Source organism: Pseudomonas sp. AN3A02, assembly GCF_011765255.1.
Lineage (GTDB): Bacteria > Pseudomonadota > Gammaproteobacteria > Pseudomonadales > Pseudomonadaceae > Aquipseudomonas.
In genome coordinates this window covers 248,376-265,836 of record NZ_JAARNI010000003.1, presented here as the reverse complement: position 1 = coordinate 265,836, position 17,461 = coordinate 248,376, and the positions used below count along the sequence as shown (strand labels likewise).

16 protein-coding genes are annotated in these 17,461 nt (G+C 60.4%); 6 read left to right on the top strand and 10 right to left on the bottom strand.

What is annotated here, in order from left to right:
* Nucleotides 1-50: 50 nt before the first annotated feature.
* Nucleotides 51-989: an alpha/beta hydrolase gene (locus HBJ59_RS15730; protein WP_167664063.1), complete on the bottom strand. Its 939-nt coding sequence runs from the start codon at nucleotides 987-989 to the stop codon at nucleotides 51-53.
* Between the two features lie 111 nt (nucleotides 990-1,100).
* On the opposite strand from HBJ59_RS15730, the gene HBJ59_RS15725 reads away from it, so the two are divergent.
* From HBJ59_RS15725 to HBJ59_RS15710, 4 genes are all read left to right on the top strand, one after another.
* The gene (locus HBJ59_RS15725; protein WP_167664062.1) at nucleotides 1,101-1,685 is read left to right on the top strand and encodes a DUF6436 domain-containing protein; all 585 of its coding nucleotides are present in this window, start codon (nucleotides 1,101-1,103) and stop codon (nucleotides 1,683-1,685) included.
* 145 nt (nucleotides 1,686-1,830) lie between these two features.
* Nucleotides 1,831-2,187 (top strand): EamA family transporter, encoded by a 357-nt coding sequence (locus HBJ59_RS15720; protein WP_167664061.1) that lies wholly within the window; start codon nucleotides 1,831-1,833, stop codon nucleotides 2,185-2,187.
* Complete coding sequence (locus HBJ59_RS15715) at nucleotides 2,187-2,600, top strand: multidrug efflux SMR transporter (RefSeq protein WP_167664060.1); 414 nt, start codon at nucleotides 2,187-2,189, stop codon at nucleotides 2,598-2,600. The genes HBJ59_RS15720 and HBJ59_RS15715 overlap by 1 nt, the downstream gene beginning before the upstream one ends.
* Nucleotides 2,597-3,820, top strand: a complete 1,224-nt coding sequence (locus HBJ59_RS15710) for a DegT/DnrJ/EryC1/StrS family aminotransferase (RefSeq protein ID WP_167664059.1) — start codon at nucleotides 2,597-2,599, stop codon at nucleotides 3,818-3,820. Before HBJ59_RS15715 ends, HBJ59_RS15710 begins: the two co-directional genes overlap by 4 nt.
* Here the strand turns inward: HBJ59_RS15710 and HBJ59_RS15705 are convergent.
* On the bottom strand, nucleotides 3,817-4,692 hold the full coding sequence (locus HBJ59_RS15705) for a hypothetical protein (RefSeq protein WP_167664058.1): 876 nt from the start codon (nucleotides 4,690-4,692) through the stop codon (nucleotides 3,817-3,819). The genes HBJ59_RS15710 and HBJ59_RS15705 overlap by 4 nt on opposite strands.
* Nucleotides 4,689-5,774 carry a GNAT family N-acetyltransferase gene (locus tag HBJ59_RS15700; RefSeq protein WP_167664057.1) on the bottom strand — a complete coding sequence of 362 codons (1,086 nt, stop codon included), beginning with the start codon at nucleotides 5,772-5,774 and terminating at the stop codon, nucleotides 4,689-4,691. The genes HBJ59_RS15705 and HBJ59_RS15700 overlap by 4 nt, the downstream gene beginning before the upstream one ends.
* Nucleotides 5,775-6,013: 239 nt before the next feature.
* On the opposite strand from HBJ59_RS15700, the gene HBJ59_RS15695 reads away from it, so the two are divergent.
* Nucleotides 6,014-8,368 (top strand): penicillin acylase family protein, encoded by a 2,355-nt coding sequence (locus HBJ59_RS15695; RefSeq protein ID WP_167664056.1) that lies wholly within the window; start codon nucleotides 6,014-6,016, stop codon nucleotides 8,366-8,368.
* 66 nt (nucleotides 8,369-8,434) lie between these two features.
* On the opposite strand, the gene HBJ59_RS15690 is transcribed toward HBJ59_RS15695, so the two are convergent.
* Nucleotides 8,435-9,400: a GlxA family transcriptional regulator gene (locus HBJ59_RS15690; RefSeq protein WP_167664055.1), complete on the bottom strand. Its 966-nt coding sequence runs from the start codon at nucleotides 9,398-9,400 to the stop codon at nucleotides 8,435-8,437.
* Between the two features lie 300 nt (nucleotides 9,401-9,700).
* Between HBJ59_RS15690 and HBJ59_RS15685 the strand changes: the two genes are divergently transcribed.
* Nucleotides 9,701-10,342 carry an HD domain-containing protein gene (locus tag HBJ59_RS15685; protein ID WP_076013051.1) on the top strand — a complete coding sequence of 214 codons (642 nt, stop codon included), beginning with the start codon at nucleotides 9,701-9,703 and terminating at the stop codon, nucleotides 10,340-10,342.
* A gap of 142 nt (nucleotides 10,343-10,484) precedes the next feature.
* On the opposite strand, the gene HBJ59_RS15680 is transcribed toward HBJ59_RS15685, so the two are convergent.
* The 6 genes from HBJ59_RS15680 to HBJ59_RS15655 form a co-directional block, all read right to left on the bottom strand.
* Nucleotides 10,485-11,372 (bottom strand): ABC transporter permease subunit, encoded by an 888-nt coding sequence (locus tag HBJ59_RS15680; RefSeq protein ID WP_167664054.1) that lies wholly within the window; start codon nucleotides 11,370-11,372, stop codon nucleotides 10,485-10,487.
* Nucleotides 11,369-12,289 (bottom strand): ABC transporter permease subunit, encoded by a 921-nt coding sequence (locus HBJ59_RS15675; protein WP_076013052.1) that lies wholly within the window; start codon nucleotides 12,287-12,289, stop codon nucleotides 11,369-11,371. The genes HBJ59_RS15680 and HBJ59_RS15675 overlap by 4 nt, the downstream gene beginning before the upstream one ends.
* Nucleotides 12,286-13,428, bottom strand: a complete 1,143-nt coding sequence (locus tag HBJ59_RS15670; protein WP_076013053.1) for an ABC transporter ATP-binding protein — start codon at nucleotides 13,426-13,428, stop codon at nucleotides 12,286-12,288. Before HBJ59_RS15670 ends, HBJ59_RS15675 begins: the two co-directional genes overlap by 4 nt.
* Before the next feature lie 67 nt (nucleotides 13,429-13,495).
* The gene (locus tag HBJ59_RS15665; protein WP_063026413.1) at nucleotides 13,496-14,590 is read right to left on the bottom strand and encodes a polyamine ABC transporter substrate-binding protein; all 1,095 of its coding nucleotides are present in this window, start codon (nucleotides 14,588-14,590) and stop codon (nucleotides 13,496-13,498) included.
* 165 nt (nucleotides 14,591-14,755) lie between these two features.
* The gene (locus tag HBJ59_RS15660) at nucleotides 14,756-15,850 is read right to left on the bottom strand and encodes a polyamine ABC transporter substrate-binding protein (protein ID WP_167664200.1); all 1,095 of its coding nucleotides are present in this window, start codon (nucleotides 15,848-15,850) and stop codon (nucleotides 14,756-14,758) included.
* Between the two features lie 221 nt (nucleotides 15,851-16,071).
* Nucleotides 16,072-17,436 (bottom strand): aspartate aminotransferase family protein, encoded by a 1,365-nt coding sequence (locus HBJ59_RS15655; protein WP_093203921.1) that lies wholly within the window; start codon nucleotides 17,434-17,436, stop codon nucleotides 16,072-16,074.
* Between the last annotated feature and the right edge of the window lie 25 nt (nucleotides 17,437-17,461).

Sequence of the window (17,461 nt, the reverse complement as noted above, 5' to 3'; positions counted from 1 at the left end):
GAACCTGACACTCAGCGGTGCTCTCTGGTTTTTCGCGAGCAAGCTCGCTCCTACAAGTGATCACTTAGAAACTTGAAGTACACCTGTCGAATCTCCGGAATCTCATTCGCCAAATGATGCCTGCCACGCGGCAGCATCAAAATCTCCGGCTGGTCGAACTTGCTGCGCAGCACCTTCAGGTTGTGCTGCCAGTCCACCGTCATGTCTTCCTCACCCTGCACGATCATCGGCCGCCGCGTACTGCGTGGCGCTGCTTCAATGCGTTTGATCCAGCGCGCCAAGGCGCCCACCCACGCGGTCGGCAGTTGCCGGGGCTGCAACGGGTCGGCCTCCAGGAACGGCTTGAACTGCGGGTCGTTGGTGTTATCGCTGAAACGCCGGGCGATGCCTTTGACGAACGGCCTGAGCAGGTAATAACTGAGCTGCGACCAACCCCACGCGCGAGGGCGCACCAGCGGTGACAGCAAAAAGGTCTTGCCCTGGGCCGGGCTGTCGACGCCATGGTTAAGCAGGTGATCCACCACAATCGCGCCGCCGGTGCTTTGCCCGAACAGGTGCCACGGCTGCGGCAATTGCAACGCCCTGGCCTGTTCAAACAGCGCCTGCACCACGTCCTGGTACACCGCAAAGTCATCGATACTGGCCCGCTCGCCGCTGGACAAACCATGGCCCGGCAAGTCGCAGGCGATCACCACAAAGCCCTGGTCCAGCGCCCAATCCACGGCATTGCGGTACAACCCCATGTGGTCGTAGAAGCCATGGAACAGGAACATCGTCGCCACCGGAACGGGCGGCCACCACACCTGGCAGACCACCTCGAACCCATCCACCGCAACCCGCCCCAGGCGGCTCACTGCGGGCACTGTGCGGGCGGGCAGGTCCAGGCCGTAGAAGCGCTGGTAGACCCGGGCCTCGGCAGAAAGCGGCTGCGCGTCCACCAGGGGCCGCAAGCTTTCGCGTAGATGATCAGGGTCAAACGTAACGGGCATAAGAACTTCCAGACTGTGGCTTCAACGCGTTGAACAGATGAATATCGAGCCGCGATATTCATCTGTCAGGGCAAGCATGGCAAGCTACGCGTCCTCCGAGGATCGATCCAAATGCGACAGCCCTACCGCACCACCCTCTTCGCCAGCCTGATCGTGATCATTTGCGCCGGGGTGCTATGGGCGGCGTATGACTGGTTTCAGGGACGTTACCTGCGGGCGTTCAGTGAGCATACGGCGGTGTTTTCCGGTGACAGCCTGAGCCTGCCGGCCGAGCTTGCCGGCCCGGGCCCGATCCGCCTGGTGCACTTCTGGGACCCGGCCTGCCCGTGCAATGTCGGCAACCAACAGCACCTCAGCGAGCTGATCGAGCAGTACGCGCCCCAAGGCGTAGAGTTTTATTCCCTGCAAAAGTCCGGCAGCCACGGCCAGCTGCCCGCCACCCTCGGCGCGATGAAGGCCCTCAAAGCCGTGCCAGGCGCCCAACACCTGCCTGCCAGCCCCGCCGTAGGCATCTGGGACCGCAGCGGCAAGCTGGCCTACTTCGGGCCCTACAGCGAAGGGTTGACGTGTAACTCCAGCAACAGTTTTATCGAGCCCATCCTGCAAGCCCTCGGAGTCGGGCGCGAGGTCAATGCGACCCACACCCTGGCGGTAGGCTGTTATTGCGAGTGGAGCGCGGCCGCACCTCCACCCTGAGGCGGCGCGCCAAGCTGAACAGACGCTGTTCATTCGGCAAACTCAAATAACTGTATCGGCATGCTCCTGTATCGTGAGCAGCTAGTGGGGCGGACGGCGTTTGAGTCGTCGGTGCCAGGCGCACAAGCAGACGATATGGGAACACATGAGCCAATTAACCATCATCCTCTGGATACTCAACGTCATCGTTGATACGTCCGGCCAGTTGGCGTTTAAAGCCGCTGCCTCAGCCAGCGCCGAGCATGACGGCATGGCCCACTGGCGCCATATGCTCAAGCGTCCGTGGATCTGGCTGGGCATCATCTGCTATGTCTTCGAATTCGTGCTGTGGCTGGCCTTCCTGACGCTGGTGCCGTTGTCGGTCGGGGTGATGCTGGGCTCCATCAATATTGTCGTGATCATGATTGCCGGGCGTTTCCTGTTTAAGGAAAGCCTGACCAAATGGCGGTTGATCGGCATCCTGCTGATCGCCTGTGGCGTGACCGTCGTGGGGTTTGAGTAATGAAACGGTTTTATATCCTGGGTTTTCTGTCGCTGATCGTTTTCGATACCTTGGCGCAAGTCAGCTTTAAGTTCGCCTCGATTCACGCCGAGCCGTTGACGATGGACGCCGCGTGGCTGATACGCGTGTTCGGAGCGCCGTGGATCTACGGCGCATTTGTTGGCTACATCGGCGCGTTCTTTACCTGGATGACGTTGTTGAAATACGCACCGGTCGGCCCGGCATTTGCGGCGTCACACCTGGAGCTGATCAGCGTGACGCTGATCTCCGTCTGGCTGTTCAACGACACCTTGACCCTGCCTAAAATCGTCGGTGGCGCGCTGATCATCGCGGGCATCCTGTGCCTGGCGCGCAGCGAAGAAAAAGAGAGCAAGACCGTCGAGGCCGAGCCCTCGCAGACGCTGGCGTCATGACCCGCGTTGCCGGCCGGGAGATTCCGCCAACAGCGGGACTTCCCCTGCGCTGGCGGGATGTGTTCAACCTCTCGGGCGACCTGGCCCGCTCGCTGGCCCAGCAACTCGATATCCCGCTGCCGGCCCTGCCCTGTTCCGGCACTGCCGCCCTGATCATGGCGCTGCGGGTGTTGCAGCAACGAAGTCCTGGGCGCACCGAGCTTATCGTCCCGGCTTACACCTGCCCGCTGGTGGCCCTGGCTGCCCATCACTGCCCGCCTCTACGGGTGGTGCCGTGCGATTTACAGCCCGGCAGCATTGACCTGGACGAACAACAGCTGGCGCAGTTGTGCAACGAAAACACCTTGGCGATCGTCGTCACCCACCTGGCCGGGCGTGTGGCGGATGTGGATGCCGCCAAGCGCATTGCCGATCCGCTTGGCGTGGCAATCATCGAAGACGCCGCCCAAGCCATGGGCGCGATGGATGACGGAAAAAGCGTCGGGCTCAAAGGCGATATTGGCTTTTTCAGCATGGCGCTGGGCAAAGGCCTGACGACGGCCGAAGGCGGCGTGTTATTCAGCCGGGACCCGGCGCTGCATCAGGCCTTGCACCAGCAATGCCGGCAGGACTTGCCGTTCAGCCTGCGCTGGGAAGTGCAACGCAGCGCCGAGCTGTGGGGCTATGCCGCGGCGTATCAGCCTCGCGGGCTCAAGTACGTGTACGGCAAGCCGCTGCGGGCGGCGCTGGCGCGGGGCGATGAAGTGGCGGCGGTCGGCGACGATTTTTCCGTCAACGATATTCCGTTGCACCGTCTGGGCGGCTATCGCCAAAAAGTAGGTGCTGCAGCGCTGACACGCCTGCCCGAACATTTGCAGCAAGGGCGCCTGCGGGCGTTGCGCCGCGTGGCGTTGCTCAACGGCTTGCCCGGCGTTTCGGTGTTGACCGACGGCCCAGGCCAGCAAGGCACCTGGCCGTTCCTGATGGTGGTGATGCCCAGCGCCCAAACCCGCGATACCGCCATGGCGCAGCTGTGGACATCGGGCCTGGGCGTCACCCGCCTGTTCATCCACGTATTGCCGGGCTACCCGGCACTCACCCCGCTCTTGCAGCAAGGCGTCGCTACCCCGCACGCACAATGCTTCGCCGCCCAAACCCTGTCGATCAGCAACAGCCACTGGCTGACGGACGAGCTGTTCGAGCAAGTGCTGGATCATCTACGGCGGATTCTTAAACGCTAAGCCCAGCTTTGATCGATACGGGTCAACAAGCGCGCATTCAACTCATTCTGCTGCTGTTGCCAGATGACGACCTGGTTCTCCGGCAGCTCTTCCTGGCCATCCGACGCACTCAGCCAGCGCTTGAACTTGCTCTGGTAGTGGTAGGCAGACACGTCGCCGGTAATGTCCGCGCCAATGATGCTGCCGTGGCATGCATCGATCAGCTGATTCAAATGCGTCTCCAGAAACTCGCCCTGGTCCCAGTTGGTATTCACCACCTGCGGGCTCAGCACGTCTTTGTCGATGGAGAGATACACCGGCAACGACCGGTCGAGCTGCGCCAGGAACGCGCTCATCAGCTCGTCCGCGTTGGCGAATGCACGATTGCTGCGGCCTGCGCCGATCCACTTCAACCAGCGGGTATCGACGTTGGTGTTCCAGTAGGTCAGCTTGCGTTTCACCAACGGCGACCAGTGATTCTCCCAGGCGTGCTTGAGGGAAATGTCCGGCGAGCCAATGCCCAGCACATGCACATGCTCGACCTGCGGCAAACGGCTGGCCCAGTAGACCCAGGACCCACAATGGATACCAAACGGATAGCGCATGTTGTCCGGGTGGTTATCGCAGATGATCAGTTGGATTTTTTGCTGGGTGGGGAGGCGATTCAACAGCAACTGGCTGAGATGGTGATAGTCGCCGCTGCCGGTGAACACACAGCCGTAGTCACTGGGCATCTGTGTTTGCAGCGCACGTTCCAGCTCCTTGAACTGCGCCCAGCGGCAACCGAACCGGATCTTCTCCTGCCAGGCTTGCAGCGGCAGGGTAATGGCGCCGGGAATGTTATTCACGGCCCCGTCAAAATCGAGGATCAAAGCGGGACGGGCCTGGCTCATGCGGTTTGCTCCTGCTGCCACTGCATATCGCTTTCAAAATGGTGACGGAAACGGTTCAACACTTTGCGCAGCAGCGGGTTCCTCACCCAGACCAGATGGCGGGTAAAAGTGAACTTGGCGCCGAGGCTGGACTTGACCTGTGGGTCGGTCCACCCCGCGACATAAAACTGCAGGCCCTTTTCCAGGGCGAACTCCAGGTTCACAAACCAGCTGACGAAGTACAGGTTGTGCTCCAGTGCCAGTGGGTAGTTCAGGCCGATGTACTTGTCGAGCAACTTGCCGTCTTGCTGATAGCACAGGTTATAGCCAACCAGCTCGTCCTCGTCCCAGTAGCAGAACACATGCCCGCCGCTGTCGGCATCGGTGAGCAACTGGATGAAGAACTCGGGCGTGAGCAAGTCGAAGTGGATCTCGCTCTGTGCGTACACCGCCTTGTACAGCCGATACAGTTCCTGCTGCCATTGCTCATCGCTGAAGCGGGCATCGCCGGTGTCCAGGATCTCGATGCGCAGTTCATCACGGCTGCGTAGCTTGCGGCGGATATTGCGGCGACGGCTGTGGGACAGCCGCGACAGGTACTCGTCCGTCGAGCTGAAGTCGATCGGCACATAGGCCAGCGCCTGGCCCTCCACACTGATGAATCCGCGCTGGGTGCAGGCCTCAATCAACGCGTGTGCGTAGCGATTGTCCTCGACGCTGAGCAGCGGAGAATCCAGCGGCACATCTTTGACGATGGTGAGTTTGCGTTGCGGCGCACATTCCTGTTGCAGCCATTGCGCCATGTCCTGTGGCGGTACGCTCAGCGGAAACGGCGAATACTCGCTGACCGTGGTGCCGACAAAACAGGTGTCGACTTGCAGCCACGACTGCCACAAACGGTACCCCGGCCAACTGCGCAGGCGGGCACGCAGCTCATCGTCGGCGGTGGTTTGCAGGTCGAACCGGGTGAAAAAGTACGGCAGTCCCTGTGCTGACAGCTGGGCGTTGAAGCCCACCGGCGGGTATCGCAAAAAGTGGCTGATCAGCGATGGCGTTTCCATGCAGCAGGCATAAGGCACCTGTGCACGGCTGGGATCTGTCATAAATTGCATTCCGAAAGTGATAGCAAAGGCGCGCCCGGATGACGGGGTGAATCATCGCGCCGCTGGTGTCATGTAACAGAGTAAACATAATACTCCGCCCACCCGCGGCCCACTTCAGAACCCCGACTTCATGCAGCTCAGGTTCAGGGAGCACGAACCCGAGAGCATTTTCCGCAGCGCTCGCCAAACCCACTAAACTGCCCGAATCTTCACGGCGACCGACTAATAAGGGACACCCCATGAAACGCATCCTGACCGCGCTGGCCATCCTGCTCGTAGCCCTTATGGTTGGCGCCGGCTGGTACGTGTACAGCAAGCAGCCGACCCGCCAGGGCACGGTGGAGCTGGCCCACCTGCAAGGCTCGGTCACCGTGCGCTACGACGACCGAGGCGTGCCGCATATCCGCGCCGAAAATGAGGCCGACCTGTACCGCGCCCTCGGCTACGTGCATGCCCAGGACCGGTTGTTCCAGATGGAGATCATGCGGCGCCTGTCCCGTGGCGAGCTCGCCGAGGTGCTGGGGCCGAAGTTGCTGGAAACCGACAAACTGTTCCGCAGCCTGCGCATTCGCGAGCGGGCCTTGAGCTACGTCGAACACATGGACCATGAGTCTGCGTCCTGGAAGGCCCTGCAAGCCTACCTGGACGGGGTCAACCAGTATCAGGACAGCCACGCCAAACCCATGGAGTTCGACGTACTGGGCATCCCCAAGCGTCCGTTTACCGCCGAAGACACCATCAGCGTCGCCGGCTACCTGGCCTACAGCTTTGCCGCCGCCTTTCGCACCGAACCTTTGCTGACCTACGTCCGCGATCAGTTGGGCAACGATTACCTGAAGGTCTTCGACCTCGACTGGCAGCCCAAGGGCGCACTGAACCTGGCGGCCGGTGACTGGAAGGATTTGGGCGCCATGGCCCAGTTGAGCGAACAAGCCCTGGCCGACAACGGCCTGCCGCAGCTCGAAGGCAGCAACGCCTGGGCCATCAGCGGCAGCCGTACCAAGAGTGGCAAACCGTTGCTGGCGGGCGACCCGCATATCCGCTTCTCGGTGCCATCGGTGTGGTACGAGGCGCAGCTGTCAGCGCCGGGTTTCGAGCTTTACGGTTATCACAACGCGCTGGTGCCGGTGGCGTTCCTGGGCCACAACAAGGATTTCGGCTGGAGCCTGACCATGTTCCAGAACGATGACCTCGACCTGATCGCCGAAAAGGTCAACCCGGACAACCCCAACCAGGTCTGGTACCACGACAACTGGGTGGACATGACCAGCAGCGAGCAACAGATCCCGGTCAAGGGCCAGGACCCGGTGACCATGACCCTGCGCACCTCGCCCCACGGCCCGATCATCAACGACGTGCTCGGCGAAAACGCTGGCAAGACGCCGATTGCCATGTGGTGGGCGTTCCTCAACACCGAGAACCCGATCCTCGATGGCTTTTATCAGCTCAACCGTGCCGACACGCTGGCCAAGGCCCGTGCGGCGGCGGCCAAGGTCCAGGCGCCTGGCTTGAATATCGTGTGGGCCAATGCCAAGGGCGATATCGGCTGGTGGGCAGCGGCGCAACTGCCGATCCGCCCGGCCGGGGTCAACCCGGGCTTTATCCTCGACGGCAGCACCGCCCAGGCGGACAAGCTCGGCTTCTACCCGTTCAGCGCCAACCCCCAGGAAGAAAATCCGGCGCGCGGTTACGTGGTGTCTGCCAACGCCCAGCCGGCATCCCCCACCGGCATGCCGATTCCCGGTTATTACAACCTGGCGGACCGTGGCCAGCAGTTGAATGCCCAGTTGAGCGACAACAGCGTGAAATGGGATGTGGACAACAGCCAGGCCTTGCAGCTCGGCACCACCACCGCCTACGGCCCACGGCTGCTGGCGCCGTTGCTGCCGGTGCTGCGTGAAGTGGTCAAGGACCCGGCACAGTTGAAACTGGTGGAGCAATTGGCAACGTGGAAAGGCGATTACCCGCTGGACTCCACCAGTGCCACGCTGTTCAACCAGTTCCTGTTCAACCTCACCGACGCCGCGTTCCACCCAAAGCTGGGCGATGCGATGTTCAAGACCTTGCTCACCACCCGGGTGGTGGATGCGGCCTTACCGCGCCTGACCGCTTCAGCGGATTCGCCTTGGTGGGATGGCCACCGCGCCGAGACCGTCAAGCTCGCGTGGGACAATAGCCTGCAACACCTCAAGGCGACCTTCGGCGACGACCCGTCGCAGTGGCAATGGGGCAAGGCCCACACCCTGACCCACGGCCATCCGCTGGGCTCGCAGAAGCCGTTGGACAAGATCGTCAACGTCGGCCCGTTTGCCGCTCCCGGTACTCATGAAGTGCCTAACAACCAATCCGCACAGATCGGCCCGGCGCCATGGCCGGTGACGTATGGTCCATCGACCCGGCGCCTGATCGACTTCGCCGATGCGGCGCATGCGCTGACCATCAACCCGGTCGGGCAAAGTGGCGTGCCGTTCGACAAGCACTACTCCGACCAGGCGGAAACCTATATCGAAGGCGGGTATGAGCAGGCGCACTTCAATGATGAGGAAGTGACGGCGAATACCCGTAGTACGCTCAAGCTGTTGCCGGCCCGGTGATGATCATTCCCACGCTCCGCGTGGGAACGATCGACTCGATGCGTGCCCTGGAAGCCTACGACACGCTCAAACCGGCGCCGCAAAGTTAAGCCGGAACTGTTGCGGCGTCACGCCCAGCCGGCGGTTGAACACACTGCGCATGTGCTGGGCATCGTGAAAGCCGCATTGATAGGCCACGGTCTTGAGCGGTGCGTGGGTGCTTTCCAGCATCACCCGCGCCGCGTCCACCCGCGCCCGCTCGACAAACTCGGCCGGGGTGATCTGCGCTTCCCGGGCGAATACCCGCGAGAAGTTGCGCGCGCTCATGTTGGCGGCCTTGGCGAGGTCGGCGATGGTCAGGTCGCCTGTCAGGTTGGCCAATACGTAGAGCTGCACCAGCGCCACCGCCGACGTGGCTTCGGCGTGGGGTGTCAGAAACGGGCTGAACTGCGACTGCCCGCCTGAACGCTGGGTGAACACCACCAGACGCTTGGCCACGCTGAGGGCGACTTCCGGGCCGTGGTCCTGGGCCAGCAGGTACAGCGACAGGTCGATGCCCGCCGTCACCCCGGCCGAGGTGTAGAGGTTGCCGTCTTGCACATAGAGGCGGTCGGCGTCGACCTGGGCCGATGGGCACAAACTGGCCAGACCGGCCGCGTCGCCCCAGTGGGTGGTGACGGTCCGCCCGTCCAGCAGACCGGCACGGGCGAGCATGAAGGCGCCGTTGCAGATGGAGCCGAAACGTTTGGCTCGCGCGCTGGCATCACGCAGCCATTGATTGAACACCGAGCCGAAATCCTCGAAAGGCAACTGCGGCCCGCCGGCCATCAATAGCAAATCGTAGGGCTCGACGGCTTCGCTGAAATGCCGGTGCGCCTGCAACGACAAGCCGTTGGAACAGGCCATGTTGCCGTGCCCCAGGCCAATCACCTCCAGTTGGTAATGCTCCTCGGGCGGCAGAAAACGGTTGGCCTCGCAGAACACATCCAGAGGGCCGGTCACGTCCAGTGACTGGACGCCGGGGAAGATCAGGATGGCGACGGTTTTGCCCATGGATAAACACACCTTTTTTCAACTGAATAAATGCAACCCCTGTGGGAGCGGGCTTGCTCGCGAAAGCGGTGGATCAGTCGACAAATCCAATGACTGACACTCCGCTTTCGCGAGCAAGTCGAATCGTCGCACCGCCGCTCCCACATTTGATCTTCACAGGTTTCAAGAGACTAGTCCGCTTGGCACGATATCGCGGCACATTGGCCGGGATCACTCCCTCACCACGGTAGCCCCCTCGCGAGCGCACGACCAGACTGGACTCATCGGCGCCAACCCGGCGCTTTCTTGAGGACAACGACCATGAGCACCACCATCGCCGGCATCAAGATCCCGGACAGCGCCCTGGCCAAGGCCACCACTGAATACATCCGCGACATCGAATCCGACCTGCTTTACCACCACTCCCGCCGCGTGTTCCTGTTCGGCGCCTTGAGCGGTGAGCGCCAGCAATTGGCTTATAACCCGGAGCTGCTGTACGTCGGCGCCATGTTCCACGACCTGGGCCTGGTGGAAGGTCACCGCAGTGATGACGAACGCTTTGAAGTGGACGGCGCCAACGCGGCAGCGGATTTCCTCAAGCCTTACGGGCTGAGCGATGACGACATCGAGCAGGTGTGGTTGTCGATTGCCCTGCACACCACGCCGGGCGTGCCCAAGCATTTACGTCCGACTGTGGCGCTGGTGACGGCGGGCGTGGAGATGGATGTGTTGGGGATGGAGTACGCGGCGTTTACCAGCGTGCAGCGCGAAGCAGTGGTGCATGCGCATCCACGAGGTGAAGGGTTCAAGGAGTGCATCATCTGCGCGTTTGCCGACGGCCTGCGCCATCGTCCGCAGACCACGTTCGGCAACGTGAAGACCGATGTGCTGGTGGATCAGGAGCCGGGGTTCAAGCCGATGAACTTTGTCGAGGTGATTCGCAAGTCGCCTTGGAACGCATAGCTGACTTGAAATGCAATCAACTGTGGGAGCGGGCTTGCTCGCGAAGGCAGTGGATCAGTCAATACATCCGGTGACTGACACTGCGCTTTCGCGAGCAAGCCCGCTCCCACATTTTTGATCCGGTTTCTTCAGATAGATCTGATTAGACCGGTGCCGGTGCCCGACGCGAATCCGCCGGCTTCTCCCAGCCATCCGCAGCCGCTTCTTCAATCGCCTGCTGGATCGCTTTCTTGCGCATCTCTTCCGCACGACGGCTGAAGAACCACACCAGGAACGTCACGATCGACACCGCCAGCAGAATCAAACTGGCCACGGCGTTGATCTCGGGTTTAACCCCCAGTCGCACCGCCGAGAACACTTCCATCGGCAACGTGGTCGAACCCGGCCCCGACACAAAGCTGGCCAGTACCAGGTCATCCAGCGACAGCGCGAACGACATCATGCCGCCCGCCGCCAGCGACGGCGCGATCATCGGGATGGTGATCAGGAAGAACACCTTCCACGGCCGCGCCCCCAGGTCCATCGCCGCCTCTTCAATCGACAGGTCCAGCTCACGCAAGCGCGCCGACACCACCACCGCCACATACGCCGAACAGAATGTGGTGTGAGCGATCCAGATTGTCACCAGGCCACGTTCCTGAGGCCAACCGATCATCTGCGCCATGGCCACGAACAGCAGCAACAGCGACAGACCGGTGATCACTTCCGGCATCACCAGCGGTGCCGTCACCAGGCCGCCAAACAGCGTGCGGCCCTTGAACTGGCTGATACGCGTCAGCACGAACGCCGCCAAGGTGCCGAGCGCCACCGCGGCAATCGCGGTGTAGCAGGCGATTTCCAGGGAGCGACCGACCGAGCCCATCAACTGGGTGTTGTCCAACAGGCCGACGTACCACTTCACCGACCAACCGCCCCACACCGTCACCAGTTTGGATTCGTTGAACGAGTAGATCACCAGGATCAGCATCGGCAGGTAGATGAACAGCAACCCCGCCACCAGCATGAAGCTTGAGAAACTGACGCGCTTCATATCTTGCCCTCCATCTCTTTGGCTTGGCTGCGGTTGAACAGAATGATCGGCACGATCAGGATCGCCAGCATCACGACCGCCAAGGCAGACGCCACCGGCCAGTCACGGTTGTTGAAGAACTCTTGCCACAACACTTTACCGATCATCAGGGTTTCCGGGCCGCCCAGCAGTTCCGGGATCACGAACTCGCCCACCACCGGGATAAACACCAGCATGCAGCCGGCGATGATGCCGTTCTTGGACAGCGGCACGGTGATTTTCCAGAAGCTGTTGAAGGTGCTCGAACCCAGGTCCGATGCGGCTTCCAGCAGGCTCTGGTCGTGCTTCACCAGGTTGGCGTACAGCGGCAGGATCATGAACGGCAGGTACGAATAGACCACGCCGATATACACCGCGATGTTGGTGTTGAGGATCTGCAGCGGTTCGTTGATCAGCCCGATGGACATCAGGAAGCCGTTGAGCAAACCGTTGTTGCTGAGGATGCCCATCCACGCGTAGACGCGGATCAGGATCGCCGTCCAGGTCGGCATCATGATCAGCAGCACCAGCACGGTCTGGATTTCCTTGCGCGCGCTGGCAATGGCGTAGGCCATCGGGTAGCCGATCAGCAGGCAGAGGATGGTGCTGAAAAACGCCATCTTCAGCGAGCCCAGGTACGCGGCGATGTACAACTCATCGTCGCCGAGCATCGCGTAGTTGCCCAGGTTGAGCACCAATTGCAGCTTTTGCTCAACGAAGGTGTAGATCTCGGTGTAAGGCGGGATCGCCACGTCGGCTTCGGCAAAGCTGATCTTCAAGACGATGAAGAACGGCAGCGCGAAAAACAGGAACAGCCAGAGGAAAGGGATCCCGATGACCACATGCCGGCCACCGGGGGTTATTCGTTGCAGCTGGCGTTTGAACTTCTTCATGTTCATGAGCGAAGTACCACGCCGCTGTCGTCTTCCCACCACACGTACACCTGGTCGCCCCAGGTTGGGCGCTGGCCACGGCGCTCGGCGTTGGCCACGAAGGATTGCACCAGCTTGCCGCTCGGCAATTCGACGTAGAACACCGAATGGCCGCCGAGGTAGGCGATGTCGTGCACCTTGCCGCTGGACCAGTTGTGCTCGCAGGTCGGCATTTCGCTGGTCACCAGCAGCTTTTCAGGGCGGATGGCGTAGGTCACCGACTTGTCTTCCACCGAGGTGGCGATGCCGTGGCCGACATAGATGTTGCGGTCCAGGTCCGGGCACTTGAGTACCGCATGGCCTTCGGCGTCGTCCACCACCTGGGTTTCGAAGATGTTGACGTTGCCGATGAATTCGCACACCAGGCGGCTGGTGGGTGTTTCATAGATGTCGATCGGGCTGCCGATCTGGGCAATCCAGCCCAGGTGCATGATCGCGATGCGCTCGGCCATGGTCATGGCCTCTTCCTGGTCGTGGGTCACCATCACGCAGGTCACGCCTACGCGCTCGATGATCTCAACCAGTTCCAGCTGCATCTGCGAACGCAGCTTCTTGTCCAGTGCGCCCATCGGCTCATCGAGCAGCAGCAGTTTCGGACGCTTGGCCAGGGAACGCGCCAGTGCCACCCGCTGGCGTTGACCGCCAGACAGTTGGTGCGGCTTGCGCTTGGCGTACTGGCTCATCTGCACCAGCTTGAGCATCTCGGCCACGCGGGCGTCGACTTCCGACTTGGGAATCTTGTCCTGCTGCAGGCCAAACGCGATGTTCTGGGCCACGGTCATGTGGGGGAACAAGGCGTAGGACTGGAACATCATGTTGATCGGCCGCTCGTACGGCGGCATGTCGGTGATGTCCACACCGTCGAGGTAAATGCGTCCTTCCGTTGGGCGCTCGAAGCCTGCAAGCATGCGCAGCAAGGTGGATTTGCCCGAACCCGATCCGCCGAGCAAGGCGAAGATTTCGCCTTTCTTGATTTCCAGGGACACATCGTCCACGGCAATCGTCTCGTCGAACTTCTTCGTGACCCGGTCGATTTTGACCAGCACCTTTTTAGGTGTCTGGTCGCCCTCGAGGGCTTTCTTATAGGCGCCGGAGGCAACTGCCATTTACGAAACTCCCAGAAAAAAAGAGTGCAGCTCGCCCAACACAGACGAGCCCAGGATATTTTGAGCTTTACTTGCCCGTCTTGACCTTGGTCCAGCTACGGGTCATCAAACGTTGCACTTTCGGGGGTAGCTCGAAGTTGACAAAAGTCCGGTCGAGAACCGCCTGCGGTGGGTAAACCGCTTCGTCGGTGCGTATCGATTGCTCCATCAGTTTGTCCGCCCCTGGGTTAGGGTTGGCGTAACCGACGTAATCACTGACCTGAGCGATCACCTCAGGTTTCAGCAAATAGTTGATGAAGGCGAGGGCCTCTTTGACGTTGGTGGCATCCTTGGGGATGGCCAGAACGTCGAACCACAGGTTGCCGCCTTCTTTCGGAATCACGTAGGCGATGTTCACGCCTTTGCCCGCCTCGGCTGCACGAGCCTTGGCCTGGAACACATCACCGGAGAAACCGGCCGCCACGCAGATGTTGCCGTTGGCCAGGTCCGAGATGTACTTGGAAGAATGGAAGTAGGTCACGTAAGGACGCACTTTCAAGAGTTTCTCTTCAGCCTTCTTATAGTCTTCAGGGTTGGTGCTGTTGGGGTTCAAGCCCATGTAGTTGAGCACCGCCGGCAGCATTTCGTCCGCCGAGTCCATGAACGACACGCCGCAGCTCGCCAGCTTCTTCATGTTTTCCGGCTCGAACAGCACGGCCCAGGAGTCGATCTTGTCGACGCCCAGCACTTCCTTGACCTTATCGACGTTGTAGCCAATGCCGTTGGTGCCCCACAGATACGGCACGGCGTACTGGTTGCCCGGGTCGTTCTTTTCCAGGCGCTTGAGCAGCGCCGGGTCGAGGTTGGCGTAGTTGGTCAGTTGCGACTTGTCGATTTTCTGGAACGCCCCGGCCTTGATCTGCTTGCCAAGGAAGTGGTTCGACGGCACTACCACGTCATACCCGGTACGCCCGGCAAGTAACTTGCCTTCCAGGGTTTCGTTGGAGTCGAACACGTCATAGACCGGCTTGATGCCGGTGGCCTTTTCAAAGTTGGCCAGGGTGTCCGGGCCGATGTAGTCCGACCAGTTATAAATATGCACAGTCGGGGCGGCCTGCACGCTGACAGCCAGCGTGATACCTGCACCCACCAGCAAGGCTTTGCGAAATAAAGAAATTGGCAAGTGGAGGTCCTCTTAAATAGTTGGGCCCGAAGTTGTTGCCCGGCAACAAAACCGGCGCGCAACTTACCCTCGATAAACCGATCCGGCAAAACTTTCTGTCATTTAATTGTTTCGCTAACCACCGCGCGCATCGCGGCAGTTAGCAAAACAGGTATCAAAGCGGCTTTACTTGCCCGATTTGATTTTGGTCCAGCTGCGGGTCATTTCCCGCTGAGTAGCAGCCGGCAAGTCAGCAATGGCATACAGCTTGGCTTGCACGTCCGCTGGCGGATAAATGCCTGGGTCGCTGGTGATGTCTTTGTCGACCAATGCGGTGGCCTTCTCGTTACCGTTCGGGAAACGCACGCTGTTGGTAATGCTCGCCATGACTTCCGGCTTGAGCAGGTAGTTCATGAACTTGTAGGCGGCGTCGACGTTCTCGGCATCTTTAGGGATGGCGACCATGTCATAGAAACTGCCGGCACCTTCTTTCGGAATGTCGTAGGCAACCGTGACCTTGCCACCGGCTTCAGCCGCGCGGGACTTGGCCTGTTGCACGTCACCCGAATAACCCACGGCTACGCAGATGTTGCCGTTGGCCAGGTCGGAGATGTACTTGGACGAATGGAAGTAACCGATCGAAGGACGCAGTTTGAGGAACAGCGCCTCGGCTTGCTTGAGGTCTTCTTTCTTCTGGGTGTCGGTCGGCAGGCCCAGGTAATGCAGTGCCACTGGCAGCATTTCGGTTGGCGAATCGAGGAAGCTCACACCGCAGCCTTTGAGCTTGGCGAGGTTTTCCGGCTTGAGAATGACGTCCCACGAGTCGATCTTGTCGATGCCCAGTGCGGCCTTGACCTTCTCCGGGTTGTAGCCGATGCCGATGGAGCCCCACATGTACGGGAAGGCGTGCTTGTTGTCCGGGTCGCTGACGGACACGGCTTTAAGCAGGGATTTGTTCAAGTTGTCGTAGTTCGGCAGCTTGGACTTGTCCAGTTCCTGGTAAACACCGGCCTTGATCTGCTTGGCGAGGAAGTTGTTCGACGGCACGACGATGTCGTAGCCGGACTTGCCTGCCAGCAACTTGGCTTCCAGGGTTTCGTTGGAGTCGAACACGTCATAGACCACCTTGATCCCGGACTCTTTTTCAAAGTTCGCGATGGTGTCCGGTGCGATGTAGTCGGACCAGTTATAAACGTGCAGCACTTTATCGTCGGCGTGCGCCGCGCCTGCCATGGCCCCCATCAGGGACAAGGCCAGGAGGGTCTTGCCAGCGTTCTTCAAACCTAATGCCTTCATTCGGTCATGCTCCAATTTTTTCTTTTTTGGGCCACGTTCGTTCTTTAAGTACAACGTGTTTCGCAGCCCGTCTAAGGGGCAACAAAACAGGGCGACAGTCTGGCAAGTTCCGAGGCCGGCTTTCAACCAAAGCGCTCTTTTTATAAATGCCTTTTCTAACATCCCAGAAGCAGCGCCCAATCGGCGCTGCGCTCTGAGCCTAGCACTTAGCCCTGCAAAGCCGCCAAAGTCAGGTCCAGGCAGTGCCGCGCCTTGGTCACCAACTCGTCAATCTCGGCCTTGCTGATCACCAACGGCGGCGAAATGATCATGGTGTCGCCCACGGCGCGCATGATCAGGCCATTCTCGAAGCAGAAGGTGCGGCAGATCATGCCAACACCACGGCCTTCGTAACGCTTGCGCGTTGCCTTGTCCTGAACCAGCTCGATTGCACCGAGCATGCCCACACCGCGAACTTCACCCACCAGCGGGTGATCAGCCAGTTCCCTCAAACGCTTTTGCAAATAGGGTGCCGTTTCGTCGTGCACACGCTTAACAATTTGTTCATCGCGCATGATGCGGATGTTTTCCAGGGCTACCGCCGCTGCAACCGGGTGACCGGAATAGGTGAAGCCGTGGTTGAAATCGCCGCCTTCGTTTAGCACGGCGACCACTTCGTCGCGCACGATCAGGCCGCCCATCGGGATGTAGCCGGAGGTCAGGCCCTTGGCGATGGTCATCATGTCGGGCTTGAGGTCGTAGAAATCGCTACCGAACCACTCACCGGTACGGCCAAAGCCGCAGATCACTTCATCGGCCACGAACAGGATGTCGTACTTGGCGAGGATTTCCTTGATGCGCGGCCAGTAGCTGGCAGGCGGCACGATCACGCCACCGGCCCCCTGGATCGGCTCGGCAATAAAGGCACCGACGTTGTCCACGCCCAGTTCCAGAATCTTCTCTTCCAGCTGGTTAGCCGCCCACACGCCGAATTCTTCCGGGCTCATGTCGCCGCCTTCGCCGAACCAGTAAGGCTGGGCGATGTGAACGATGCCCGGGATCGGCAAGTCGCCCTGCTCATGCATATACGTCATGCCGCCCAGGCTGGCGCCGGCCACGGTGGAGCCGTGATAGCCATTCTTGCGGCTGATGATGGTTTTCTTGTTCGGCTGGCCTTTGATCGCCCAGTAGTGGCGGACCATACGCAGCATGGTGTCGTTGCCTTCGGAGCCGGAACCAGTGAAGAACACGTGGTTCATGCCTTGCGGGGCGATATCGGAGATGGCTTTGGCCAGTTCCAGCACCGGCGGGTGGGCGGTCTGGAAGAACAGGTTGTAGTACGGCAGCTCTTTCATCTGCTTGGCGGCCGCATCAGCCAGTTCATCGCGACCGTAACCGATCGCCACGCACCACAGGCCGGCCATGCCGTCGAGGATCTTGTTGCCTTCGCTGTCCCACAGGTAAACGCCGTGGGCTTTGGTGATGATCCGTGGGCCTTTCTCTTTCAATTGCTTGAAATCGCTGAACGGCGCCAGGTGGTGATCGCTGCTCAAGGCTTGCCATTCACGGGTTTGCGGGTTGTTGCTGGACATACCAATCTCCTAGATGTTTCAGGTG

Excerpts from the sequence above, each read along its gene's own strand:
- HBJ59_RS15730 (WP_167664063.1), bottom strand. The coding sequence starts at position 989 with ATGCCCGTTACGTTTGACCCTGATCATCTACGCGAAAGCTTGCGGCCC.
- HBJ59_RS15725 (WP_167664062.1), top strand. The coding sequence starts at position 1,101 with ATGCGACAGCCCTACCGCACCACCCTCTTCGCCAGCCTGATCGTGATC.
- HBJ59_RS15720 (WP_167664061.1), top strand. The coding sequence starts at position 1,831 with ATGAGCCAATTAACCATCATCCTCTGGATACTCAACGTCATCGTTGAT.
- HBJ59_RS15715 (WP_167664060.1), top strand. The coding sequence starts at position 2,187 with ATGAAACGGTTTTATATCCTGGGTTTTCTGTCGCTGATCGTTTTCGAT.
- HBJ59_RS15710 (WP_167664059.1), top strand. The coding sequence starts at position 2,597 with ATGACCCGCGTTGCCGGCCGGGAGATTCCGCCAACAGCGGGACTTCCC.
- HBJ59_RS15705 (WP_167664058.1), bottom strand. The coding sequence starts at position 4,692 with ATGAGCCAGGCCCGTCCCGCTTTGATCCTCGATTTTGACGGGGCCGTG.
- HBJ59_RS15700 (WP_167664057.1), bottom strand. The coding sequence starts at position 5,774 with ATGACAGATCCCAGCCGTGCACAGGTGCCTTATGCCTGCTGCATGGAA.
- HBJ59_RS15695 (WP_167664056.1), top strand. The coding sequence starts at position 6,014 with ATGAAACGCATCCTGACCGCGCTGGCCATCCTGCTCGTAGCCCTTATG.
- HBJ59_RS15690 (WP_167664055.1), bottom strand. The coding sequence starts at position 9,400 with ATGGGCAAAACCGTCGCCATCCTGATCTTCCCCGGCGTCCAGTCACTG.
- HBJ59_RS15685 (WP_076013051.1), top strand. The coding sequence starts at position 9,701 with ATGAGCACCACCATCGCCGGCATCAAGATCCCGGACAGCGCCCTGGCC.
- HBJ59_RS15680 (WP_167664054.1), bottom strand. The coding sequence starts at position 11,372 with ATGAAGCGCGTCAGTTTCTCAAGCTTCATGCTGGTGGCGGGGTTGCTG.
- HBJ59_RS15675 (WP_076013052.1), bottom strand. The coding sequence starts at position 12,289 with ATGAACATGAAGAAGTTCAAACGCCAGCTGCAACGAATAACCCCCGGT.
- HBJ59_RS15670 (WP_076013053.1), bottom strand. The coding sequence starts at position 13,428 with ATGGCAGTTGCCTCCGGCGCCTATAAGAAAGCCCTCGAGGGCGACCAG.
- HBJ59_RS15655 (WP_093203921.1), bottom strand. The coding sequence starts at position 17,436 with ATGTCCAGCAACAACCCGCAAACCCGTGAATGGCAAGCCTTGAGCAGC.